Source organism: Campylobacter concisus (genome assembly GCF_002913045.1).
Lineage (GTDB): Bacteria > Campylobacterota > Campylobacteria > Campylobacterales > Campylobacteraceae > Campylobacter_A > Campylobacter_A concisus_AP.
In genome coordinates, this window is the sequence record NZ_PPAF01000022.1 from 1 (window position 1) to 24269 (window position 24269).

General features: G+C 37.1%; 26 protein-coding genes, 1 tRNA gene and 2 pseudogenes. 9 read left to right on the forward strand and 20 right to left on the reverse strand.

The genetic code is table 11. The features are described from left to right. Positions 1–203 precede the first annotated feature (203 nt). The gene (locus tag CYP43_RS02425) at positions 204–578 is read right to left on the reverse strand and encodes a RidA family protein (protein WP_103582368.1); all 375 of its coding nucleotides are present in this window, start codon (positions 576–578) and stop codon (positions 204–206) included. A 96-nt stretch (positions 579–674) separates the two neighbouring features. Between CYP43_RS02425 and CYP43_RS02430 the strand changes: the two genes are divergently transcribed. Continuing rightward, positions 675–1148 carry a cysteine permease gene (locus tag CYP43_RS02430; protein WP_103582369.1) on the forward strand — a complete coding sequence of 158 codons (474 nt, stop codon included), beginning with the start codon at positions 675–677 and terminating at the stop codon, positions 1146–1148. 32 nt (positions 1149–1180) lie between these two features. Here CYP43_RS02430 and CYP43_RS02435 read toward each other — a convergent pair whose 3' ends face one another. The 3 genes from CYP43_RS02435 to CYP43_RS02445 form a co-directional block, all read right to left on the reverse strand. Beyond that, positions 1181–1741, reverse strand: coding sequence for a Fe-S-containing hydro-lyase (locus CYP43_RS02435; protein WP_103582370.1), 561 nt, complete (start codon positions 1739–1741; stop codon positions 1181–1183). Positions 1742–1750: 9 nt separating this feature from the next. Further along, positions 1751–2596 carry a fumarate hydratase gene (locus CYP43_RS02440; protein ID WP_103582371.1) on the reverse strand — a complete coding sequence of 282 codons (846 nt, stop codon included), beginning with the start codon at positions 2594–2596 and terminating at the stop codon, positions 1751–1753. Between the two features lie 240 nt (positions 2597–2836). Beyond that, positions 2837–4147 (reverse strand): hemolysin family protein, encoded by a 1311-nt coding sequence (locus tag CYP43_RS02445; protein ID WP_258032141.1) that lies wholly within the window; start codon positions 4145–4147, stop codon positions 2837–2839. 201 nt (positions 4148–4348) lie between these two features. On the opposite strand from CYP43_RS02445, the gene CYP43_RS02450 reads away from it, so the two are divergent. Continuing rightward, positions 4349–5662 carry a sodium-dependent transporter gene (locus CYP43_RS02450; protein ID WP_103582373.1) on the forward strand — a complete coding sequence of 438 codons (1314 nt, stop codon included), beginning with the start codon at positions 4349–4351 and terminating at the stop codon, positions 5660–5662. 45 nt (positions 5663–5707) lie between these two features. Here CYP43_RS02450 and CYP43_RS02455 read toward each other — a convergent pair whose 3' ends face one another. Continuing rightward, positions 5708–6154: a DUF411 domain-containing protein gene (locus tag CYP43_RS02455; RefSeq protein ID WP_103582374.1), complete on the reverse strand. Its 447-nt coding sequence runs from the start codon at positions 6152–6154 to the stop codon at positions 5708–5710. A 108-nt stretch (positions 6155–6262) separates the two neighbouring features. On the opposite strand from CYP43_RS02455, the gene CYP43_RS02460 reads away from it, so the two are divergent. The 5 genes and pseudogenes from CYP43_RS02460 (at position 6263) to CYP43_RS02475 (ending at position 8955) form a co-directional block, all read left to right on the forward strand. Next, the gene (locus CYP43_RS02460; protein WP_103582375.1) at positions 6263–7231 is read left to right on the forward strand and encodes a putative transporter; all 969 of its coding nucleotides are present in this window, start codon (positions 6263–6265) and stop codon (positions 7229–7231) included. Between the two features lie 30 nt (positions 7232–7261). After that, positions 7262–7396 (forward strand): hypothetical protein, encoded by a 135-nt coding sequence (locus CYP43_RS09630; RefSeq protein ID WP_258032136.1) that lies wholly within the window; start codon positions 7262–7264, stop codon positions 7394–7396. Positions 7397–7555: 159 nt separating this feature from the next. Beyond that, entirely contained in the window at positions 7556–8359 is an 804-nt protein-coding gene (locus tag CYP43_RS02465; RefSeq protein ID WP_103582376.1) for a M48 family metallopeptidase, read from the forward strand. A 129-nt stretch (positions 8360–8488) separates the two neighbouring features. Next, a pseudogene (locus CYP43_RS02470) lies at positions 8489–8824 on the forward strand (N-acetyltransferase family protein); the annotation flags it as partial. A 43-nt stretch (positions 8825–8867) separates the two neighbouring features. Beyond that, a tRNA-Ser gene (locus CYP43_RS02475) sits at positions 8868–8955 on the forward strand. 170 nt (positions 8956–9125) lie between these two features. Here the strand turns inward: CYP43_RS02475 and CYP43_RS02480 are convergent. Beyond that, on the reverse strand, positions 9126–9299 hold the full coding sequence (locus CYP43_RS02480) for a hypothetical protein (protein WP_258032137.1): 174 nt from the start codon (positions 9297–9299) through the stop codon (positions 9126–9128). On the opposite strand from CYP43_RS02480, the gene CYP43_RS02485 reads away from it, so the two are divergent. Beyond that, positions 9274–9567, forward strand: a complete 294-nt coding sequence (locus CYP43_RS02485; protein ID WP_103582377.1) for a hypothetical protein — start codon at positions 9274–9276, stop codon at positions 9565–9567. The genes CYP43_RS02480 and CYP43_RS02485 overlap by 26 nt on opposite strands. Further along, positions 9567–9737, forward strand: a complete 171-nt coding sequence (locus CYP43_RS02490) for a molybdopterin biosynthesis protein MoeB (protein WP_258032138.1) — start codon at positions 9567–9569, stop codon at positions 9735–9737. Before CYP43_RS02485 ends, CYP43_RS02490 begins: the two co-directional genes overlap by 1 nt. Positions 9738–9784: 47 nt before the next feature. Here CYP43_RS02490 and CYP43_RS02495 read toward each other — a convergent pair whose 3' ends face one another. The 14 genes and pseudogenes from CYP43_RS02495 to CYP43_RS02565 all read right to left on the reverse strand — a co-directional run bounded on the left by CYP43_RS02495 (position 9785) and on the right by CYP43_RS02565 (position 24158). Continuing rightward, entirely contained in the window at positions 9785–10318 is a 534-nt protein-coding gene (locus tag CYP43_RS02495; RefSeq protein ID WP_103582378.1) for a chemotaxis protein, read from the reverse strand. Positions 10319–10406: 88 nt separating this feature from the next. After that, positions 10407–12521, reverse strand: a pseudogene (locus CYP43_RS02500) (TonB-dependent siderophore receptor). Then, positions 12502–13569, reverse strand: coding sequence for a PepSY-associated TM helix domain-containing protein (locus CYP43_RS02505; protein WP_258032139.1), 1068 nt, complete (start codon positions 13567–13569; stop codon positions 12502–12504). Before CYP43_RS02505 ends, CYP43_RS02500 begins: the two are co-directional and overlap by 20 nt. Positions 13570–13998: 429 nt before the next feature. Continuing rightward, positions 13999–14406: a tetratricopeptide repeat protein gene (locus CYP43_RS02515; protein WP_103582381.1), complete on the reverse strand. Its 408-nt coding sequence runs from the start codon at positions 14404–14406 to the stop codon at positions 13999–14001. 135 nt (positions 14407–14541) lie between these two features. Beyond that, the gene (locus tag CYP43_RS02520) at positions 14542–15369 is read right to left on the reverse strand and encodes an ABC transporter permease (protein WP_103582382.1); all 828 of its coding nucleotides are present in this window, start codon (positions 15367–15369) and stop codon (positions 14542–14544) included. Further along, positions 15362–16015 (reverse strand): ABC transporter ATP-binding protein, encoded by a 654-nt coding sequence (locus tag CYP43_RS02525; RefSeq protein ID WP_054197251.1) that lies wholly within the window; start codon positions 16013–16015, stop codon positions 15362–15364. Before CYP43_RS02525 ends, CYP43_RS02520 begins: the two co-directional genes overlap by 8 nt. A gap of 9 nt (positions 16016–16024) precedes the next feature. Next, positions 16025–16924, reverse strand: coding sequence for a NapH/MauN family ferredoxin-type protein (locus CYP43_RS02530; RefSeq protein ID WP_103582383.1), 900 nt, complete (start codon positions 16922–16924; stop codon positions 16025–16027). A gap of 2 nt (positions 16925–16926) precedes the next feature. After that, on the reverse strand, positions 16927–17388 hold the full coding sequence (locus CYP43_RS02535) for a c-type cytochrome (RefSeq protein WP_103582384.1): 462 nt from the start codon (positions 17386–17388) through the stop codon (positions 16927–16929). Next, a complete protein-coding gene (locus tag CYP43_RS02540) occupies positions 17388–17936 on the reverse strand; it encodes a c-type cytochrome (protein WP_103582385.1) in 549 nt (182 codons plus the stop codon). Before CYP43_RS02540 ends, CYP43_RS02535 begins: the two co-directional genes overlap by 1 nt. After that, positions 17933–18610, reverse strand: a complete 678-nt coding sequence (locus tag CYP43_RS02545; protein ID WP_103582386.1) for a 4Fe-4S dicluster domain-containing protein — start codon at positions 18608–18610, stop codon at positions 17933–17935. The genes CYP43_RS02540 and CYP43_RS02545 overlap by 4 nt, the downstream gene beginning before the upstream one ends. Further along, positions 18603–19859, reverse strand: coding sequence for a nitrous oxide reductase family maturation protein NosD (locus tag CYP43_RS02550; protein ID WP_103582387.1), 1257 nt, complete (start codon positions 19857–19859; stop codon positions 18603–18605). Before CYP43_RS02550 ends, CYP43_RS02545 begins: the two co-directional genes overlap by 8 nt. Further along, on the reverse strand, positions 19852–20607 hold the full coding sequence (locus CYP43_RS02555; RefSeq protein WP_072595072.1) for a cytochrome C: 756 nt from the start codon (positions 20605–20607) through the stop codon (positions 19852–19854). The genes CYP43_RS02550 and CYP43_RS02555 overlap by 8 nt, the downstream gene beginning before the upstream one ends. 83 nt (positions 20608–20690) lie before the next feature. Continuing rightward, positions 20691–23279 (reverse strand): Sec-dependent nitrous-oxide reductase, encoded by a 2589-nt coding sequence (gene nosZ / locus CYP43_RS02560; protein WP_087586708.1) that lies wholly within the window; start codon positions 23277–23279, stop codon positions 20691–20693. A 12-nt stretch (positions 23280–23291) separates the two neighbouring features. Beyond that, a complete protein-coding gene (locus CYP43_RS02565; protein WP_180998630.1) occupies positions 23292–24158 on the reverse strand; it encodes a hypothetical protein in 867 nt (288 codons plus the stop codon). Positions 24159–24269 lie beyond the last annotated feature (111 nt).

Consider the following 24269-nt stretch of genomic DNA (forward strand, 5'->3'; position numbering starts at 1 on the left):
GAGCTGGAATTATATACGAGTAATACTTAAAGATAGTTGAAATATTTAGGGAATTTTAGAAAAATTTGTTTGTTACTTTAAAATTTTAAAATATGTATTTTTATTATTAGGTTTAAGGGTTTAGTTTTTGAAGTATAAATTTGGAGAGTTTCTGCTCTCCATCATTTAAACATTAAATTATGTGAACTTTTACACAATGTATATTAATAAGCCGCGATAAGCTCTATTTCCACAAGTGCGTCTTTTGGCAAGGTCTTAACAGCTACTGTACTTCTAGCAGGATAAGGCTCTTTAAAAAATTTAGCATACACAGTATTTACTTTAACAAAATCCGCCATATCTGCTAGAAATATTGTAGTCTTTATGGCATTATCAAAAGTAAGTCCTGCTTCAGTCAAGATATTTTTTAAATTTTCAAGTGATTGCTCAGCTTGGGCCTCTACGCTACTACCTGCAAACTCACCCGCTGGTGTGACACCAAGCTGACCTGAGATAAACAAAAATCCATTTGCGCTAATAGCTTGAGAATATGGCCCAATCGCTTGTGGAGCTTTTTTTGTTGAGATTTGTTTTTTCATATTTTCTCCTTTTGAAATTTTTTAAAATCCTACTATAAATTTTCTAAATTTTTAGTCTCCAAAAGCTATAATGGGCAAAATTTCAAAAGGATGAAGATGCAAAATATACTCGCACCAAATGAGTTTTTAGATGATTATATACTCGGTGCTGAGTTAGCTAAAAATGCTGGCATCTCATCAAATGCTTATCTTTTTTGGAAAAACGTCATAAGTGCTAAATTTGAAAACTCAAGAATAGTTTTTCTTAGAAAAAATAGCGTTCCAGCCAAATTTCAAAACATTATAAAAACCTGCACACCTTTAAATGGACTTATTCCAACAGGCGTATTTTGCTCCTTTACCTCACTTGCTCCTTCTCATCTTGTAGCAAAAAATGGCTCTAAGATCTACGAGCTCTTTAAATTTCATGAGATTTGCGGTATTAAATTTATAGACTTGAAGAAATTTTATGATGATTTTAATCTTAGCTATTCTTATAGAATTTACATTGAAAAGTGTAAATTTTTCTCACCTGCTCCATTTGAAAAACGCATAAAATTAACTGAAACGATGTGTCTTGGATATTATTAAAGTCCGCTAGCTAGCTTGCTAGCGGGATAAATTTATATCTTTTTGTAAGGTGCTTGGCCAACTTCATAGAAGTTATTACCTTCGCAGTCAATGGCAACTATTGCTGGGAAGTCCTCAACTGTAAGCCTAGCAACTGCCTCTGGTCCTAGCTCTGGATAAGCTAGCACTTCATATTTTTTGATACTTTGGCTAATGAGCGCTCCGATGCCGCCGATAGCAACCATATAAACACAGCATGATTTTTTCATAGCCTCGACTACTGCGTCACTCCTGTAGCCTTTACCGATCATACCATTTATACCAACTTCATTTATCATAGTTGGGGTGTATTTATCCATTCTGCCGCTTGTTGTTGGGCCTGCTGCTCCAATAGCTTGATTTGGCTTGGCTGGAGTTGGTCCGACATAGTAGATAGTCTCACCCTTTAGCTCAACTGGTAGCTTTTCACCACGTGCCAATGTTTCAGTAAGTGCCTTATGTGCAGCGTCACGAGCTGCTATGATAGTGCCTGATATTAGGACATTATCCCCTGCTTTTAGGCTTTTTACCACCTCTTTATCAAATGGTACTTTTATTCTTTTTACTTCTGACATTTTCTCTCCTTAAAGCTCGGCATCTGCGTGGCGTGCAGCGTGGCAGTTGATATTTATAGCAACAGGAAGACCTGCTATGTGAGTTGGATACCACTCGACATTTACTTTTACGGCGGTAGTATCACCACCAAGCCCTTGAGGACCAACGCCAGTTTTACAAGCAAGCTCTAGTAGCTCGTCTTCTAATTTGGCATATCTTGGATCAGAATTTTTACTATCGACTGAACGAACTGCTGCTTCTTTTGCCAAAAGTGCTGCCTTATCCATCGTACCACCTATGCCAACGCCTATTGTTAGTGGAGGACAGGCATTTGGTCCAGCGTATTTTACAGCCTCTAAAAAGACTTTTTTTACGCCCTCTATACCATCAGCTGGCACAAGCATTTTTAAAACTGATTTATTCTCACTACCAAAACCTTTTGGAGCTACTTTTATCTTTAGCTTATCTCCTGGCACGATTCTAGTGTGGATGACAGCTGGAGTGTTGTTTGTGGTATTTTTTCTTTCAAAAAGTGGTTCAGCAACGACTGACTTTCTTAGATAGCCTTCAATGTAGCCTTCCGCAATACCCTCATTTATCGCATCTTCAATATATCCACCCTCAATATGCACATCTTGGCCGATCTGTACGAAAACAACCGTCATGCCTGTATCTTGGCATATAGGTGCAACGCCCTCTTCTGCTAGCTTAGCATTTTGTAAAATTTTGCCCAAAATGTCTTTGCCTAGTGACGAGCTTTCATTACTTTGAGCCTTTGTAAAAGCAGCCTTTAAATCTGGCGTCACTACATAACAGGCCTGTTTGCAAAGCTTAGCAACGACTTCTCTTATATCTTTTACATTTATTATTTTCATCTTTACTCCTCGTAAAAAACAATTTTTAATTATATTAACTATATTTAAAATTTAAGATTAAATTTTACTGCTGGATATCTACTCGAAAAATTTATATGAGTTTATTTTGCTTGACTACAACTAGAAGACTTGTCTAAAACAAATTTAATGAAATAAGCGATGGTGAAATTGAGTCTAGCGCATCACAATATTGATAGAAATTTACATAATATGGCTTATTTAAGCCATAAATACATAAATTTAAGATTGAATGCTCTCCTCTTCATTTTTTATCTTTTTTCTAACTTTTACGCGTGAGATACTAGCTCCATCCATCTTTCTTACTTCGTAGTAGCAGTTTTCATCCTCGATCTTATCACCTACAACTGGCAAACGACCGATTAAGTTGAAGACATATCCACCGATTGTAACTTGATCTGTCTCTTCATCGAAGCTTATACCAAGAACCTCTTCTACGCTCTCTAGATCATATCTGCCTTGAAATTCGTAAATATTGTCATTTATCTTTTTGTAGTGTTGATCGACTTCATCGTGCTCGTCATTAAAATCACCAAGCACCTCTTCCATTATATCTTCCATCGTAAGAAGTCCAGCTGTACCGCCATACTCATCGACTACGAGTGCGGCTGAAATTTGCTCTTTATTCATCATTACAAGTACTTTTGATATAGAAAGGCTCTCAGGCACGATGACAAATTTACGAACAATTGAGTCAAAACTCTTCTCTTTATCTTTACTAAAGTGAAGCTGCAAAATATCTCTAATGTGTATCATGCCCAAAATAATATCTTTTGAGCCGTCTATATAAGGAAAGCGAGTATATTTTGACTCAAATACGACTTGCAAATTCTCTTCAAAGCTCTTTTGTTTATTTATGCATATCATATCGCGTCTTGGCGTCATGATCTCTTTTGCGACTGTGTCACTAAAATCGACTGCATTTTTAATGATCTCAGTCTCAAAGCTATCAAGCACACCACCCTTTAAGCTTTCGCCAACGATGATTTTTATCTCTTCTTCAGAGTGTGCTAGTTCATTCTCTTTAGCTGGCTGGATGCCTAAAATTTTAAGTCCAATGGTCGCTAAAATATCAAAAAGCTTAATTACAGGCGAAAATAGCACCCAGAAAAAGTGAAGTGGACGAGCGATTTTTAGTACTGAAGTCTCAGCCTTTGCAATAGCAACTGACTTTGGCACAAGCTCACCCATTACAACGTGAAGTAGTGTAATAAGCGTAAATGCGATCGCAAAACCAACCGTATGAACTAAGATGTCGCTAAAGTTGAAGAAATTTTTAAGTGGTGCTTCTATAAGTCTTGCAACTGCTGGCTCACCGATCCAACCAAGAGCAAGTGAGCTTAGTGTGATGCCAAGCTGAGTAGCACTAAGATAAGTATCAAGCTTGTTTGACATCTCAAAAGCAAGCTGAGCATTTGGCTTTTTCTCTTTGATAAGCTCTTCAAGCCTAGACTTACGAACTTTAACAAGAGAAAATTCTGATAAAACAAAAAATGCGTTTAGCAAAATGAATATAATGGCAAGTATTACCATTAAAAGCGAATTATCGCTACTGGGGTTCAATTATGATCCTTAAGAGTTAAAAATTTTTGCCTGATTATAGCGAATTTATATTTAGCGGTCAAATTATCCGCGCCCAAAAGTAACAACATTTCTTAAATTTAAGATTTATAAAAAGTTCTTAAATCATATTTTGATAACATTATTTTCATCACTAAATTTATGGATTTTACAATGAGCAAAAAGAATTTTTCATCGCGTTGGGCATTTATATTGGCCTGTGTTGGATCAGCAGTTGGCATGGCGAATGTCTGGGGCTTTCCTTATAAACTTGGCACAAATGGCGGTGCAGCGTTTTTACTCATCTATGTTTTTTTCATAGCTCTTTTTTCATATGTTGGTCTAAGTGCGGAGTATGCGATCGGTAGACGTGCAAAAACTGGTACGCTTGGATCATATAAATATGCTTGGCAAAGTAGAAATTTAGGCGTATTTGGCAGTATTATTGGCTGGCTTCCACTTGCTGGCTCACTTTGCATAGCTATTGGCTACGCAGTCATCATCGCTTACGTGCTAAAAGCCCTTACTCAGGCGTTTACTGGCTCATTTATGAGCGTTGATACGAACGTTTGGTTTAACTCATTTGCACTTCAAGATTACTCAGTCTTGCCTTATCATTTTATTATCGTTGTTGGCACGCTTCTTACACTATTTTTTGGGGCAAAAAGTATCGAAAAAACAAATCAAATAATGATGCCACTGTTTTTTGTATTATTTAGCATTTTGGCTATAAATGTCGCGATGCTGCCAAATGCGTTTGATGGGTATAAATTCCTTTTTATCCCTGACTTTAGTAAGCTTGCGGATCCGATGGTATGGGTTTCTGCGATGGGTCAAGCCTTTTTCTCGCTCTCTATCACAGGATCTGGCATGATAGTTTATGGAGCTTACCTTTCAAAAGATGAAGATATCGTTGAAAGTGCTAAAACTACGGCTTTTTTTGATACTATCGCGGCTCTTGTGGCCGCTCTTGTTATGATCCCAGCAGTCTTTGCCTATGCTATGGATCCAGCCGAAGGTCCAAAGCTACTTTTTGTAACGCTTCCAAAAATTTTACAAAATATGATCGGTGGACAAATTTTTGCGATCATACTATTTACCGCAGTCATCTTTGGCGGTATCACTTCGCTTCAGAATATGTTTGAAGTAGTCGCCGAGTCACTAATGCATAAATTTCCGCTCCTTAGTAGATTTTGGACGCTCACACTACTTTGTGCAGTTTGCTTTGGCATAGGAGCATTTATGGAGCCTATTAGCAGTTGGGGGCCTTGGATGGACTTTGTGTCAATCTATATCATCCCAATTGGTGCGGTAATCGGTGCTATTTCTTGGTTTTGGATTATTAAAAAAGATGAAATTTTAGACGAGATAAATTCTGGAGCAAATAAATCTTATGGTAATTTCTGGTATTTTGTAGGCAAATTTATCTACGTTCCGCTAACATTTTTACTTTGTATCATAGCCGTAAGTAAGGGAATTTCTTTTTAAATTTAGCTCGCCGAAAAATGAGCTAAATTTAAAAAATTTTTGAAGTTATCTTAGTTTTTTTGTGCCGATGTAAGTGGCAAAAATTTCTTGTGAGCCATCTTTTTTAAATAAAATAACATCGTATTGCTCGGCTTTACTGCCTTGCTCCATACCTTGGCTCTCCATCGGCATGCCAGGTACTGCGATACCAACTACGTCTTTTGGCTTGAGCTCTAGTAGGCGCTTTACCTCATCGGCCGGAACATGACCTTCTATGATATATCCATCGATAATTGCTGTATGGCAGCTTGAAAGCTCTAGCGGCACGTTAAATTCTTTCTTAACTTTAGCTATATCATCTACTTTTATGACCTCTTCGCTAAATCCAGCTTTCTGCATCGCCTCACCCCAGCTAGTACAGCATCCACAAGTTGGGCTTTTATAGACCTTCATATCAGCTGCGAACGCAAATGTTGCAAAAAAGCCAAGAGCCAAAAATACTAATTTCTTCATCATTTTCCTTTACGTAAAATTTGCAAAATGATATAGCTCGCATTTAAATTTTATATAAATGCTTAATATTGCTTGCTATAATTCGCCAAAATTTACAAAAGGCACTTTATGTTTTCATCATTTTTTAAAGATAAAAAATGGGCACTCTGGGCTTATGGCGGAGCGATATTTATCATCTTGCTTCTTGTCTATCAAACGCACCTAAATGTCCGTATAAACGAGTGGTATAAAAATTTCTACGACATCGTGCAAAACTCAAAAGATCATGATGTAAGTGAGTTTTGGCGAGAAATTTTTAACTTTATAAAAATCGCTATGCCTTACGTCGTGACTTACACCGTGATCTCGTTTTTTGCTAGCCACTGGGTCTTTCGCTGGAGAGAGGCGATGACGTTTAGATATCTAAAATTTTGGCAAAACTGCAAAAGTGACATCGAAGGCAGTTCGCAGCGTATCCAAGAAGATGTCTACCGCTTTGCCAAAATAATGGAAAGCCTTGGCGTGCAGGTTTTAAGGGCGATCATGACGCTGATTGCCTTTATACCAGTACTTTGGGAGCTAAGCAAGAGCGTGAGTTTGCCTTACATCAAAGATATCGAAGGCTCGCTTGTTTATATTGCTTTAATAATTAGCATCGGTGGCCTGATTATTTCGTGGTTTGTGGGCATTAAACTCCCACATATCGAGTATAACAACCAAAAAGCAGAAGCAGCGTTTAGAAAAGAGCTAGTTTATGGCGAGGACGATAAGTCTAAATTTTGCCAGCCAAATGTCATGCTAGAGCTTTTTACGGGCGTAAAGTTAAATTATTACAAACTATTTTTGCACTATGGCTACTTTAACCTTTGGCTCATCTCTTTTTCACAAATTCTTGTCATCGTGCCTTATGTCATCATGGGAAATGGCCTATTTAGCGGCGTCATCACGCTTGGCGTTTTAATCCAAGCTAGCAACGCTTTTTCTCAAGTTAGAGAGAGTTTTAGCGTCTTTATCGACAACTGGACGACAATAACAGAGCTAAGATCTGTAAATAAACGTTTGAGAGAATTTGAGAGAAATATAAACTATAAGGCGTAGGGGTTAAATTTAGGATATAGCGTCTAAATTTTGAATTTATGCGGTCATAAACCAAGTAGCACACTGCATGTGCTTTATCATCAGGCAAGTGTCAGGCAAATTTTAAAATTTATGAGCGAGCATATCACGGCTCTAAATTTAGTGGCGAGTAGCTACGAGACCTAAATTTAGCAGTCTGCTAAGGCGAGTGAATAAGATTTTAAAATTTGCAAAAAAGTAAATTACTATTTTTGATATCACAAAAATTAATTTTTCCCCCTCGTTTAACAATGCATATCCGACTCAGGCTATAATACGCGAAATTTTAGTCCAAAAAGGATAAAAATGAAAAAATTTTTACTTACATTGTTAGCGACTAGTTTGCTCTTCACTGGCTGCTCAAGCGTTACAAAAGCAGGCGTTGTTGGTGCTGATCGTAAGCAATTTATGCTAGTCTCATCAGAAGCTATGGAGCAAAGCTCAGCCCAAGCCTATGTCAAGACGCTAACAGCTGCTAGAAGTAAAGGCGAGCTAAATGTTGATCCGATCCTTACAAAAAGAGTTCAAGATATCGCTAAAAGGCTCATCGCCCAAACTGGCGTTTTTAGGGATGATGCTCTAAAATGGAAGTGGCAAGTAAACGTCATTAATGAAGATACGCTAAATGCTTGGTGTATGCCAGGTGGCAGGATAGTCGTTTATAGTGGCATTATAAAAAGGCTAAATTTAACAGATGCGCAGCTAGCTGCGGTCATGGGACACGAGATCGCACACGCTCTTAGGGAGCACAGCAGAGAGCAAGCAAGTGCTGATCAGATGAAAAGTATCGGTATCTTTGCAATAGCCACAGCTACTGGCCTTGGCGATCTTGGAGCTAATGCTCTAAATTTAGCTAGCGAATACACCATATCTCTGCCGTTTTCTCGCTCGCATGAGACCGAGGCTGATCACATCGGTACTGAGCTAATGGCAAGAGCTGGATACGATCCAAAAGAAGCGGTCGAAGTCTGGGTAAAAATGAGCAAGATGAGTGGCGGAAAGGTGCCTGAAATTTTAAGTACTCACCCATCAAATGAGAGCAGGATCAAGGACTTAAAAGAGATCGCAGCAAAGCTTGAGCCGATCTATCAAGCAGCCAAAAAAGGCTAGGCTTTAAAAAAATTTGAGCGATCTTGATGGTTGCTCAAAATTTATAACTAGTACATTTTAAAAAACTACGACTGCTGATATTCGGCTAGTTAGCAAGGGTCTTGGTTTAAAGCCAATAATAACTCTCGCCAAATCTTTCTCTATAAAGAAAATGATAAAATTTTAGGCTACTGCTTACTGAGTGACTTTAATCCAAAAGTCGCTTACGATATAAGCGTAGAGATAAGCATCTATGTCGCTAAAAAGGCTCTTAAATGGGGTATCGGCAAACAGCTTTTAGCCCACAGCCTAAATGAAACTAGAGAGCTAAATTTAAAGAATATCATCACTTTAATATTTATTGAGAATAAAGCAAGTCCTAGGATATTTTTAAAATTTGGCTTTGAAAAATGGGGCGAACTGCCTGGCGTTTGCCTGATGGACGGCGAGTATAAAGATGTCGTTATCTTGGGGCTAAAGCTCTAAAAGCCAAGCATTAAGCAAATAAAGATATAATCACCTTCATCTTGGGTAGATGTCCGAGCGGTTTAAGGAGCACGCCTGGAACGCGTGTGTGGGGCAACTCACCGAGAGTTCGAATCTCTCTCTACCCGCCATAAAACTATCTATAACTTAAAGTCTACTGACCTTTATTTTTATTGCTTAAAACATTGGCACTAAGCAAAAAACTACTTTATAAAACTTGCCAATTATCTTTTACTTTGCCATATAACTAACATTAAATTTTGCTCCATTTCAGGGACAAATTTGCATAGAACGCTTAAATTTAGATTCTATTTGCCTTATCGACAGCTACGAACGCCCAGTGCATAAATTCTTGCTTTGGTTTGTATTTGCCGCTGTTAAAATACTCCGCTAGCCGCGCCTCCTCCGTTTCGCTTAGCTCGCCGCCAAGCCCCCAGCGCGTCTTTTGTATGAGCTCCTGCGCGCTTGCTGGCATAGGGCTTAGGCTTAGCGGCGATGATGGCAAGATAAGGGGCAAATTTAAACTAAATGAGCCAAAGCTAAGCGTTGCTAAGCTCATAGAGCTTCCATTTATCGAGGCGGTTTTGGACGAGAATTTTAAAGAGCTATCGAAAGATGAGATGATAAATTTAGATGGCACTTTAAAGCCTATATTTTGGCATCACAAGGCAACTTTGCTCGTGCAAAAAGACAAAAATGGCGAGTTTAGAAATTTAAATATAAAAGAGCTTCGAGAATTTTGATGATGCAAAATTTCAATGAGAAAAATGAGTTTAAATACGGCAAATTTAACTACGAAAAAGCACGAGAAATAGCCAAAAACTGCACTAAATTTAAGCTAGATAATGACGAAGAAGAGATGGCTTGTGGAGGTGAGCGGAGCTGCTATGACTGCGCATTTAGGCGTTGGTAAAGATAGCTTCATCTGCATGGCGCAAGCTAGCAAAGACTGAGTTAGCTCTATGCGACCATTTTTTTATCTTTAAGTTTTCCGCCACGTTTATACTTTAGTTCGCCACAAAATCTCTTGCCAAATTTCGCCTCGATTATAAGAACTAGCACGAAAAATATCTTTTCATCATTCATTCGCGCGATCTGGCGTAGAGTTTGGCTAGAGTCATTAAATTTAACCCCATTTTTGCGTAAAGTTTCGCAAAAAATAGCCTCGTCAAAGACCAACATTTGTGAAATTTCAGTTATGCTGTATGGCTCGAGCGAGGCGATAATTCGGTCCATATTGCAAATACTTGGATTTTTACTGCGTGTTAGCACATCCATTGTTTCATTTATTAGCTTTACTAGTTTTTTTCTGCGATTTATAACGTGAAGTGTTGCAGCAAGCAATATTAAAAAACCTGCGATTTTATGGGCATTTAATAGATACTCATTATATTCACCAAGTGCAAAATTTACACCAGAGAATGCGAGCATACAAAGCCCTAAAATAAGAACTAAAACGAGACAGAATTTATAAATAACCTCTACTTTAAACATGACACTCATCCTAAAATATATTTTTCTAATTATACACTTTAGGAGTTGAAATTTATCACCAGCTTATTTGGCTGGTGATTTAATTATATTAAAAATTGTAGTTAAAGCTTAGGTTAAAGGTGCGTGGATCGCCATAAACCATCATATTTTTACCGATACCCTCGTAGTATTTTTTGTTAAAGAGATTATCGATATTTAGCTGCACATCAAAGTTTTTAGCAAATTTATAACCAAGCATTAAATTAGCCAAAGTGTAGCCTTTTTGTGTGATTTCATTTGCGCCTTTGCCAGTATAAATTTTGCTCTTATACATAGCTCCAGCCCCTACTCTAAAGTCTCTAAATTCATACTTTGCAAATAAATTTGCCGTGCTTCTTGATGAGTCGGTGACATGTTTTTCACCATTAGCATCTTTTGCGTTAAAGTGCGTTGCACCAAAGCTTAGGCTTAAGTTTTTAGTGATCTCGCCGTTTAGATCTAGCTCAACGCCCCTACTTGTCACGCCTTTGCCAGATTCATATATTTTGGCATTTGTTGCTGGATTTATCTTGCCAGTATCTATGCCAAGCTTATCTTGCACGATCTTAAAGACGCCAAGACTTGCTTGAAGCGCCCCGTCAAAATACTCGCCTTTAATGCCCACTTCATAGTCCTTGCCTTGAATCGGATCAAGATACTTGTCATTTGCATCCTTTGCGTTTTGAGGTTTAAATATACTCGTGTAGCTGGCGTATAAAGTGTGGTTTGCTCCGATGTCATAAGTGATGCCAAGATATGGTGTGATCTCATTTGTGAAATTTCTATTGTCTTTGCCACCCTCGATTTCATACTTGTAGTAGCTCACCCTGGCACCTAGCAAAAATTTAAGCTCATCGGTGATTGATAGTTTATTTGCCGCGTAAAATGCCTTTTGTATCGTTTTGTCTTTATTGTTTTGATCTTCGTAAGGAAATTTTGGATCATCAAGGTGTAAGTTTTTAAAATCAATCCTACTTCTAGCTGTATAGGCAAGCCCAGCTGGTGTGGTCTTTTGTTGCCAGTAGCTACTTACCTTATCGCTACTTTTTTTATAGTTGTTATACATAGCACCAAAGACAAACTCATGAGATAAATTTGCTAGCTCGTAAGGGATATTTGCGTATGTATCTACGTTGTGGATGTTCTCCTCTCTTTTGTTTGCATAAACGCTAAGATCACCTATGTTACCAGTACCGTCTAAATTTACCGCTCCACCGTAGTAGAGTAGATTTGAGTCAGTGTTTGCCCGTCTAAATGAGTAGCTTAAATTTAAGCTCGCTTCATTTTCAAAGTAGTGCTTAAAATCAGCATAAAAATCAAGTGTTTTTATATCCCACCTCGTCCAAGGCTGAGAGAAAATTTCATTTTTACTAAAATTTGTCCTAGAGCCATCTGCGTAAAAAGCTGGCATGCCGCCCCACCTAACACCATGGCGTCTTAGCTCTTGATAAAACGCACCAAGACTAAGCCATGAGTTATCGCCTATGTCACTATCGACTACGCCGTAAATCGCGCTATTTTTACGGTTGTAATAATCCATATAAGAGTGTGATTTCTCATGCATAAAAGAAAGCCTGGCCCTAACGCTTCCGCTCTCATTTACCGGCGTTTGTACATCACCATTTACGCCGTATCTATCGTATGAGCCAGCACTTACACCAAAATTCCCTTTTAGCTCCTTTGAGTCTGCTCTTTTTCTTATGAAATTTAAGCTTGCAGCTGGGTTGCCAGCGCCTGCAAGTAGGCCATTTGCCCCTTTTACCACCTCAACTCTTTCATAAGGCAGCAAGCTCATATCATTTGCGCCAAGGCTAAAGCCACCAAAGCTAGGCATCGAATCAAGCAAGTAATAATCTATCTTAAAGCCACGAGCCGTCGGATATACGCGCTCGTCCCATTTATTTAGCGTGACGCCTGGGACATTTCTAAGAAGCACCTGATAGTCCTTGATACCTTGATCTTTTAGCCTAGCTTCTGTTAGCACAGTTAGTGATTGAGGCGTTTGACGAGAGGTTAAATTTAGCCTAGTTGTGCTCTTTACAAGCTCTTTTGCAAAGTAGTTTGCATCGTCTCTTCACTCGCTTTCTACGACATCAATTGCTTCTAAAATTTTATCGCTTTGGCTAGCAAAAATTTGAGGTTGCATCAAATTTAATGCAACCAAACTAATTAAAAATTTTTTCATTTTTTCTCCTTTTAAAATTTCTTTTAACCCACAAATAAAGTCCTGAGATACTTAAAATAAGCGGTGAAACACCAACCAAAAACCAGATAAATTTTGTGAATTGGTTGTAGTTGCCAAAGTGCGATTTTCTAAATGCTGAGAGAATTTCTTCGCTTAGATTTGCATTTTTTATGTCCAAAATGCTTACTAGTTCGCCGCTATTTTTATCGTAAGTTAATATGCTTGAATATTCGTTATGCAAGAAATTTTGATCTTTTACGTAGCCAAAAAGGCGTATATTTGCTCCTTGCATAAAAGGCAGTGAGATGAAGTGTGGCTCAAAGCCAGCAAGATCATTTTTTGAGCGAGCCACCAGCTCGTCAAGAGATAGGTTTTTGTTATAAATTTTTGTATCTATAACGAAGTCATTTTTAAACTCTGGTATGCGTGCCATCTGAAATTCCCACCAAAAACCACTTATGCAAATAAGCAGTAAAATAGGCGTAGAAAAAATTCCTATCATTTTATGAATGTCGCTCATAAAAATATTTAGCCTATTTACACGAAGCCTAAGTAGTGTCAGCCAAAATTTTCTATAAATCACGAAACCACTTATGCAGATAAAAAACGTGAAAATAGCGGTTAAAGTAAGGATAACGTGACCGCTCTTTTCTAGAAATAGCGACTCATGAAGCTCAGTTAAAACTCCAAAAAATCCCTCATCATGTGCGAGTGGCTCGCTCTTTATCTTACCGCTAAAAGCGTCAAAATAGATAAATTTCCACTCTTTTTGGCTGTCATTGTGCTCGATTAACCAAATTTTGTCACACTTTTTAGGGTTTGCATCGATATTTACACCAACCATCTCGTAGTCGCCAAACTTGCTTGCGATGATATTTCTTAGCTCATCAAAGCTGATCCTTTTGCTTAAATTTTCTTTGTTTAATTTTACATTTACGACATTTGGAGCAAGAAGGCTGTTTAGCTCATCTTTATAAACGAGGATCGCACCGCTAAAACAAACTACTGCAAGTGGAATGAAAAATAATATAGATAAATAAGTGTGCAATTTATAAAAAAATTTTTGATTTAGAAATTTCACTTTGTTTTAAAGCCTTTTAATAGTAGGTTTTGATAATGGCTCGCAATCTTATACAAAATTTACTTTGATAATATTTAAAACTATTATCAATTATGATTTCAAAAAAAGAAAAATTTTTATAGAATGTAAATTGAAAAAAATAAATAGATTTGATTTTCAAAAGAATAAACAACTCCTCTTTGTGTATACGAAAAGCCAGAAAAGGGGGAAGCAAAGACTTATCAGTTACAAAAAGGAGGGTCCATTTAGGACGATGAAATAGTATTATTTAAGCATAAATTTTAATAAAATTTTTAGTTAATAAAAAAGAAATTCCAAGTAATACTAAAGTAAATTTAACTTTAAAAAAGCTACATTTAGGAAATTTCTTTTAATTAGTACAAGCATAAAATTAGGCTAATTTTTAGGCACAAGCTCTAATACATTGCAAGCTCGTTTACTGCCCATCTTGCAAGCTTTATCAAGAGCATTTGCAGAAAGATCAAAGCTTTGCTCAGTACCATTTCCTTGAAGATACTTTGTCGCTAGCTCATAGCAAGCCTCACTACTACCATTATCACAAAGCGATTTAAATATCTCAAAAGATTTTTGTGTATCTTTTTCTGCGCCAAGGCCGCGTCCTAGCATATCTGCATAGATAAAGCAAGAAATTTTATCTTTATTCTCACACTCACTTGAAAGCTTTTTTGTAAAGCTCTCGCAAGCTTTAGCGTTACTTTTATTAATACACTCTTGCATATTTATATCCCAGTTTGCATTCAAAGATAGAAGAGCAAATACTAAAAACAAAATGGATTTTTTCATAAATTTCCTTGGAAGAAGTTAGCTCCCTTTGGGGGAAAGGGAGCTATTACAAAAAGGAGGTTTCTTGTTGGACAAGTGGAATAATACAAGTTTCGTCTAAATTTAAAACCAACTTTTCTTTAACAAAAAACAATCTCAAACCAAATCTTTTTTGCTAAAGGCAAAATAGCCACAAACTAGCAAAATAATGCCTAGTAAAAGTGGATAAATAATCGCATAAGCTACAAATGTTGCCTTTGGAAAGGTGCTTAAAATAAAATAAGATGCAGTACCGATAACTGCTAAATTTGGATCAAAAAGACTAAGTGCTGCTATCCTGAAAAGCTCTATCGGATTTAGTATAGCAATAGCGTAAATGATGTACTCATCGACTGAACTTCGCATAAGAAGTCCAATTAATGCTAGGTCAATAAATGCAAGCATTATAAGCCAAAGTAAAAACGCCACGCCTTGGCCTGTCTCTTGATTTTTAATCACACTTGAGATAAAAAATCCAAGCGATAAGAAAACAATACTTAAGCTAAAAAGTAGCCCAAAATAAAGTGTTAATACACTCCAAGGTATCGCAACACCTTTTATAAAACCAACAATAACACAAAGCAAAAGAGCAAACAAAAGTGGTACAAAAACAACAAATGTACGGCCCAGTGCCTTGCCAAAGTAATACTCTCTAAGGCTTAGTGGGAAGCTAAGTATGTATTCAAGCAAATTTGTATCTCTATCTTGATTTATGCTTCTTACGGTTGAGATGAGAATAAAAATAGGCACAATGATGACACAAATTTGAATAAATAAAAGCAGTGCTCTAGTAAGCCCAGAAAAGCCGAGCACACGTGAGTCAGTCACGCCGCTAAATAAAAATCCTATCATCAAAGCAGAAAAAAGCGCAGCATATATCACAAACCATCTTGAGCGAAAAGACTCTTTTACATCAAGCTTTGCTATTAAAAAAAGATTATTCACTCTTGCTCCTTAAATTTTCTTCTTTGATTATCTTGCCAAGATCCATATAGACGCATCTATCTAATAAATTCGCTATCTCATCAATACGGTGTGAAATAAAAACAAGTGTTTTGTTTTGCGTGAAGTTATCAAGTAAATTTTTAAAAGAAAGCCTTGCTTTCACGTCAAGATTTGCTGTTGGCTCATCAAACATCAAAATTTCACTATCCTTAGCAAATGCGATTGCTATTAGCATCTTTTGTTTCATGCCGCCAGAGAGCTTATAAAATGGTTTATTTAAATTTGCATGCAAATCAAGCTCTAAAAGCTTGCTAAATTTCTCAATCTCTTCAAATTTTACATTTGAGCTTTTGCAGACAAACTCACAAAGCTCGCGCAAGTTAAATTTAAGCGGTGGTGGGGTTTGTGGCACAAATGAGATAAATTTCAAAGCCCCTTTTCTATCTTTTAGGGTATTTACGCCATTTATTGCGATGCTTCCACTATTTGGAATAAACTCGCCTAAAATGATACGCATGAGCGAGCTTTTGCCAGCTCCATTTTGTCCAAGTATTGCTATTTTTTCACCAGATTTTACGTTTAGGCTAACATTGTCAAGTATCCTTTGCGAGCCAAAAATTTTAGTTACTTCTTTTATATCTATCAAAAATTTTCCTTATATTAGTTTTTTAAAGCCGTTGTCAAATTTCAGTGCATCTTGATGACACACATCAATACACCTACCACAAAGCGTACAATCAGCGCCAGCTATCCTAAAGATATTTTTGCTCTCGTCAAGCTTTGCCCCTTTTTTTGTCATAAAAAGTACGTGAGGCACTAGACAAACATCAGTGCAAACTAAGCAGTGATCGCACTTCTCTTTATCCCAGCTAACTTTTATGGCATTTGGTTTAGCTAGCACCGAGTAAGTAGCTCCGATAGGACAGACATATCTGCACCAAGCTCTACGTGAGAAGAAAATTTCAACCATAAGCATAGCTACAACGAACCAAATAGCATGAAAATAGCCATAGATAATAAATCTTGAAAAAATCCCAACAACATTAAAAATTTCAAATGTAAGGCTTGCACTAGCAAAGCTAAGGGTTAAAAACAAAATGGTAAAAACATATCGCCACTTTGTGTCAAAAACTCGTGGTTTCACTATCTTTTTAGCGCGTAAATTTTCATGGATCTTCTCAGCTATTTCACTTATTAATGAATATGGACAGATCCAAGAGCAAAAGCCTCTACCGCCAAAAATGATATAAAAGGCCAAGATACTAAGTGAGCCAATTATTAAATTTACGTGGATTTCATGTGTCGCCAGGAAAACTTGCAGGCTCATAAAAGCATCTGCTAAGTGAAAGCCAAATATCCTTGACGCACTGATGTCGCCTTCTAAAATTTGTATATCAACTCTATATGAAAGCACAAATAAAAGATGGATTAGAATAATACTAAATATACGCCAAAATCGTATGCTAGGACGCTTCTTGCCATCTTTTGTAGTTGTGATTAACGTGCTTAGAAAGCTTACATTTCTAATCGTCGCACGAGTGTTATATTTGTCCATTTTTACTTTTTAAATTTAGAAATTTCATCTGCAAGGCTTTCAAGCTCGCTATCACTAACATTTGTAAGTAGCCCCTTCATAAGTGAGTTTTGCACCTTGCCAGCTTTATAATCAGCCAGCTTTTTAAGTAATTCATCCTTACTTAGGTGCGTTATATCAGGTGCTACGACACCTTTTGCATTTGCACCATGACACGGGGCACAAGTTGTTAGATACTGCTTGCTAACGCCTTCATTGTGTACTTTAGCCACACTTAGACTTAGCTCTTTTACCTTTTTTAGCTCATCTTCGCTGGCAAATTCTTCACTAGACTTTGGCTGATCTTTTGTAAAATTTTGCTCTACTTTTGGCTGAGCATTAGCTGCTACTTTTTCTTTTTTAGGCGGAGTCTGGCTTAACATAAACACCATGATACCGCAAATTGCTACCGCTAAAATAATGGTTATAATCTTTCCTACTTTCATTATTTGCTCCTAAATTGTGTATTAAAATCACTGATTTCTTTAGCTAAATTTCTGATTTCACTATCATCCATTTTTTTAACAAGATCTCGCATCAAGACATTGACTTTTTCTTTATTTTTATAAGCATTTATCATTGTATAAATTTCATTTTCACTTTTTGTTAAAAGTGATGGCCCAATGATGCCATTTGCGTAATCATCGTGACAAGCTGAACATTTTGTAATGAAATTTTTGCTAAGCCTGCCCTTTATAAGTCTTAAATTTATAGTTTGAAGAGGGGTTCTTACCATCACTAAAGCACCGATTTGACGGCTTACGTTATTATCTTCAAGTCCAAATTTTACGCTCTTTTCACCGTGCATATCGTATTTTATGAAATCATTTTGTTTATTTGTACTTTGATTATTTTCTTTTTTTTCAACCTTTATGCTAGCACTCGTGGCTACATTTATTGGTTGCTCGCTAGCTGCTTTTTGCGATTTGTCATCGCTCTTTTCACAGCCGACAAATAGCAAAGCAGCAGCCACTAAAGACATTATTAATCTCATTCTTCCTCCTTATAAATTTCATCATAACTCATTTTTGGGGCAATATTTATAATTTTTACAGGGCAAACCTCAGCACACACCCCACACCCAACACAGCCATGCTTTATGAGTGGTAAATTTGCTTCACTCATTACTATTGCACTATCGCCAACTGGGCAAATACTGACACAAAGGTCACAAATTTGACCGATTTTGCCTTTTATCTTATCTTTTTCTGCCTCTTCCCTATCATTATAAACTTTGCGAACAAGCAAATCTTCAACGCTATCTTCGCTTAGTTTTTCTCTTTTTAGGCACATACAGGCATTTGCATTACTCAAGACAGCAACGCCCATTTTCACATCATCAACAACTTTTGTAGCATGATCTAACGCACCACTTGGACAGGCGAGCACACATGGAAAAAGATCACATAAATAGCAACCTCTCTTTTTAGGATCGATGTATGCTGTACCATTTGAATATCCATCTTTTATATCAAGCAAACTTATACTGTGATAAGGACATACTTGTACACACTGTCCACATTTGACACAAAGATCATCGAAGTCATCAACCGCACCTGGTGGCCTAAGGTAGAGTTTATCGCCGCTACTTTTTGGCAAAATTTTACCTATGCCATATCCTGCGGCAGCTGCGACTGAGCCTAAGATTATAAATTTTCTTCTATCCACGTTTTGCCCTTAACGCGTTAAAATTTGAAGCATCGAGTGGTTTTATCCTTGGCGTGCTATCTTCAAGTAGCTTTATTGGCTCAGAAAATGGCGCGAGTTTGGCTAAAAAATTTAAGATACTAAAGACACTTGATCCATAGAAAAACTGCAAATTCGGATAATACTGCCAAAGCTGATCGGCATATGATAGGTGCATAAACGGCGTATCGCCATAGCCATCTTTATCTCTATCAAAGCTCTCATACTCATCATAATAATTTTTACTCCACCGATTTAATGCCATTTTATCGCCTGGAGTGTCGTTCGCAACGATATCCATATTGCCTATAAAATCATTATTTTCAAATATGCTTGTCCCCTGAGTAGCGTGAAAATATACGCCAACTACGTTGTGTAAAATTTTATTGCCTAAGAAATTTATCGTTGAGCCTGGCTGAAACGGCGAATTATCAAGCAAAATTCCTCTCGCATTATAGATAAGGGTATTATTTTCGATAGTAAAATTTGAAACATCTTTTAGACCAATACCAATACCAAAAGCACCGTCACTATCCATAACAAGATTATTTTTTATATTTGAGCCAGCTGAGTACATAAAAAACATTCCGACTGCATTGCCGATAAAATCGTTGTTTTCGACTAAATTTTGATTCGCATACATAAAGTGAAGCGAGTATCTACCGCGAATCGCTTTATTTTTTAAAAATTTATTGTGACTTGCATACCATGCAACCATATCACGGCTATCATAAATATAATTGCCTTCGATTAAATTTTCATGACTATACCAGAGTCTAACGGCATCACCTCTAAAGCCAAGACTGGCTCCCTTTTTAGAAGTGATGTTATTTTCAGTGATCTTTGAGCTACTACACTCTTTAAAATCAACCCCAAAAAGCACATCACTCAAGTCATTTTGCGTAATCAAGACATTATTTGCTTTATCACAGCCAATGCCAGCATCTAGCTCACCAAGGTCATTTCCGCTACCACTTATCTTTAAATTTCTAAGCGTAACATTTGAGGCAATAATCTTTACAACTGTGCCTTTACCATTTCCTTTTATATGAGCGTTTTTGCCCTCGCCAACGATACTAAGCGGCTTATTTATAGTTATACTTCCTTCATAGATGCCGTCCCCTAGCTTTATAACATCGCCAGGGCTAGCGTTATTTATTGCATCTTGAAGGATATTTGCAGAGCTAAAAATAGGCAAGAAAGCAAGGGCAAAATTGAAAATTTTACGCATTTAGCTCTTTTTTCTTTGAGAATACTGCAAGTATGCAAAATACGCTCATAGCGATCATAACCCAAAATCCGATACTTGGATAAGAGTGCGTTGTAAATTGTGCGACGCTACCATCACCTAAAACTGTTGGCATAAATGGTTTAATCTTAAATGCGCCCCACTCTTGCATATTGTGTCCATACCAGTAAAGCCATCCTGCAAATGCACTCATAAATAGCACAGGCGCGATAATGGTTGGAACCATAAGAAGTGAGTTAAATTTGCCGTTGTAATACAAAAATGCGAGCATACAAAGCGTTGAAATAAGCAAATAATAAGGTGCTATCGCTCGCTCTAAATTTCCACCATGCTCCATAGGATACATACCGATGTAGTGATTTATCGTATTCATCTCATGCACGTCACCACTATATCCATCTACGTGAAAATATACAGGAATTCCATCAGGAAAGGCTGATTTTGGATAATTTGGAGCTTCAAGAGAGACGTACCAGATAGGAAAAGATGGTGTGCCTATCTCTGCTTTCTGCTCGATCATCTTATGAAGATCGCTTGCTACATCTTTTGATAAAAGATGATTTTTATACTGAAATGAGCTATAAAGATTATATATACCGTAAGTATAAGATGGCAGTTCATCACCATCAGCTATACGCTCTTTTGCTCCGTGCCAACCAAGAACAGGCAAAGTAAAACAAACAGTCATTAAGACAAGTGCAACAATGGTATAAATTTTATATTTACTCATGATCTCTCCTTTAAATTTTAAAATTTCATCTGCTAAAAATAAAATTTTAAAATTTAAAAAGGGGCAAAACGCCCCTTTAAAAGCTACATACCAGCGTTTTCATCTACCCATTTTAGGTATTCGATGATATTTTTGATCTCTTCATCACTCATATGCTGATTTGGCATTCTAAGGTTAAAGTAATCAATCATTGATTTAATGTAGTCGTCATTATAGAACTTAGCAGGATCTTTGATAAATTCTGCTACCCATTTTTCGCCGTTTTCATGTCTTAGTAAAACGCCAGTTAGATCTGGACCTGAGCTTACTTGACCGATAACGTGGCAACCATTACAACCGCCTTTTAGATAAGCCTCTTCACCTTTTGCAGCAGCTGGACTCATCGGAGTTGCAATCTCTTTAGCTAGGTTATTTTTAGCTCTTAAGCCAACGTCAGCTGTTTTAACCATGTATTGCCATACTTGGTACTCCCAAAGGATAGCGCCGTTTACGTCGCCTTTTTTGTAAGCTTCGTCAGCTTTAGCTTTTACCTCTTTGATGTGACCGTATTGATCAAGTGCGTCATCAACCAAAGCTTTTACTTTTGGATATTTCTCATAATGTTTCTCTTTTAGGTATTTAACAACCTCTTGGATAACATCGTCAGTTGCCTTATTAGTTGCGATTACTTTGTCGTATTCGGCTTTTAAAGCCTCTGGGCTTAGAGTTTTTAGCTTGTTATTTTTTGCAGATTCATATTTTTTATTTGGATCTTTAACAAGCAAATAACCCATCATCTCTAGGTGAAGCGCTGAACAAAACTCGGTGCAGTAGTATGGGAAGACGCCTTCCATATCAGCTACGAAATTTACTGAAGCAGTTTTGCCAGGCTCTAGTGAAGCGTGAATATTGTAAAGGTCGATGCCAAAGCCGTGAGTCTCATCTTGAGCGCGCTCTAGGTTTGTTAAGTGAATTGTTACATTATCACCTTTATTTACTTCGATGTGCTCTGGGTTGATGTGGCTTCTGATCATTGTCGCATAGACAGTTACATTCTTGCCATTTCTCTCAACTCTTTCTTGACCAGCTAGAGTTGCGTATGGGCTAGCCTCGCCTGTTCTTGAGTTTGTACCCATGTTGTAAGTAAGCGCTGGGCTTAGTTTGCTAGCAGCTATTGAAACAACATCGTGTGGCTCACCAAGTGGGATTGGCATATCATAGATTAGGTCCATTTTTGCACCAGTGATGTCTATTAGCTGGTGATTTTGTGGATGAAGCGGGCCAACTGGGCTAAAGCGATCGATTGAAAGTTTATCAAGAGCGATTGCATATTTGCCAACTGGTTTTGCTGATTTGCCTTCCATTGTATCAAGGTGGCCGATATTGTAGTGAACATTTATCTTATCAAGCACTTTTAAATTTTTATAGTCCCATTTTACGATTTGACTATCAACGTAAAGTGAAGTATAAAGTACGCCATCTTGTGAGTCAAATGATGTGTGCAGTGGTCCAAGGCCAAGTTCCACTTGTCCGTGCATTGACTTTTCTCTATCTAAGATAGGAATTCCGTATGGGTCAGTGCCAGCATACTCTTTTTTGTCGATTAGCTCTTTGATCTTTCTAAAGTCATAAACTGATGCGTGAGTATCAAGCTTACCGCCAATAATGATATATCTACCGTCTGGGCTTACGTCACAACCATGTGGGCTCTTTGATTCTGGGATCAAAAATAACGCACCAGCTTTTACAGCAGCGTCTATTGTAACTACCTTGTGGCCATTTATAACTTTGTAGTTTTTCTTGTCTTGAACAAGTTTTTCTAAAATTTTCCAGTTATAAACATGTAAGAAGTCAGTGTCATTTCTACTTGCACCTGCTTCAAATGGAGGAAGACCTTTTTCGATACCGCCAGTATACATCTCAGTATTTATTGAGTTTGTAAAGCCCCAGCCGTAGCTCTCGCCTTTACCAGCATCACTTAGATCTTGCCAGTATGGTGGAAGCTCAAGAGAAAATGACTCTTTCTCATCGATCTTACCTTTTGGATAGTCAAATTTCCAAAAAGTTACAGCACCTCTATAGACTGCTTCATAGTCGTCTATTGAGTGATAGTTGTTATCAAGCGGAGCTGCATATTGGCTAGCTTCGATAACATACTCGCTATTTGGAGTGATGAAGCTACCGCCGTGCTCACTCTTCATGATAGGGTTTACAACGATTTGAGTTGTCTCAAAGTCATGCAAATTTATAACTGCGATTCTTGGGTTAGCTTTATCGTTGATAAATAGATAATCACCAACATACTCACCATTTTTCTCACTGAAATTTGGGTGGTGTGTATCGCCCCATGTTATCTCTTTGCCCCTGATGTTGCCTTGTTTCAAAACAGCTTTTGACTCATTGTCATAGCCATATCCTTGCCAAGGCTCTGGCGTGAAAACGCCGATGTATTTATAAATTCTCATCGACGGAACGCCATAAACTAGCACTTGACCGCTTTGCCCACCAGATGAAAAGACGATGAAATCATCTTTTTTACCGCTAGGCTGATAAGTTTTAGCAGCTGCAAGGACATCTTTTTCGCTTAGCCCACGCTCTTTCATGACTTTTTCAAGGTCACTACTAGCAGCACAAGCGGTCGTTAAAGATAGCCCAAGCAACGCAGCACTTGCGACACAAAATAACTTTTGCATTTACTCTCCTTTTTAAAATGAATTTATCTCTAAACTCTTTATCTCATTGTCTAAATTTACGCCATTTAAGACGCCTTTGTCTATAAAAATTCTTTTTATCTCATTGCTAAAAAGAGCCTTTTGTCCTTTTAACTTAAGATCTTTATCAAATTTATAGACTACTCCATCCTCATCACCTATGAAAATTTCATCCTCCATACACGCAAGAGCTGAAATTTTAGATTTTAAAACTTGCTTTTTAATTCCACTTTTAAAATCTAAAATTTCTCCATTTCTAAAGCCAAGTAAAATATCATTCCCCTTAAATTTACAGGCACTCAGTGGAGCAAAGCCAACACGCTTTTTCTCTTTTAAATTAAGCTCTTTATCAAGCAAAAATGCTTTGCCATTAAAGCTCGTAAAAAATAGTTCATCATCAATTGGCAAAAGGCTTGAAATTTTATAAACATCTTTATAATTTTTAGTTAAAAGTTTATTGAGATTTTTATCAAAAACGCCTATGCTTACTTCATTTGTCATATCGCAAGCTACGTAAATTTTATTTTTAATTGCCACAATTTGTGAGATTTTACAGCCAACATTTGGCATAGCAAATAAGAAATTTCTCTCATTTGCCACCTCAATAATCTCATTATTTAAATTTGCGATATAAAAGGATTCTCCATCATTTCCGCACTCTTGATTTTTATAAATCGTCTCTTTTAGATCCAAATTTTTAATCTGCCCATCTTTTATAAAGACGATGCTTTGGTTGCTTTCATTAATAAAGCAGCCTAATTGCTGGGCAAAAGCTGTTATCAAAAACAAACTTATACAAAGCAGAAATCTCATGATCCAAGGCACTTTCATCATAAATTTAATAATCAAAAAACTATACATACTTAACTCTTAAAAGCAAATTAGCGATTAATTTATTTTTTTAAGCTTTTAAAGAAAAATATCAATAAATTTTTTTAAATTTTATTATTTACATTATATAGACATTATGAT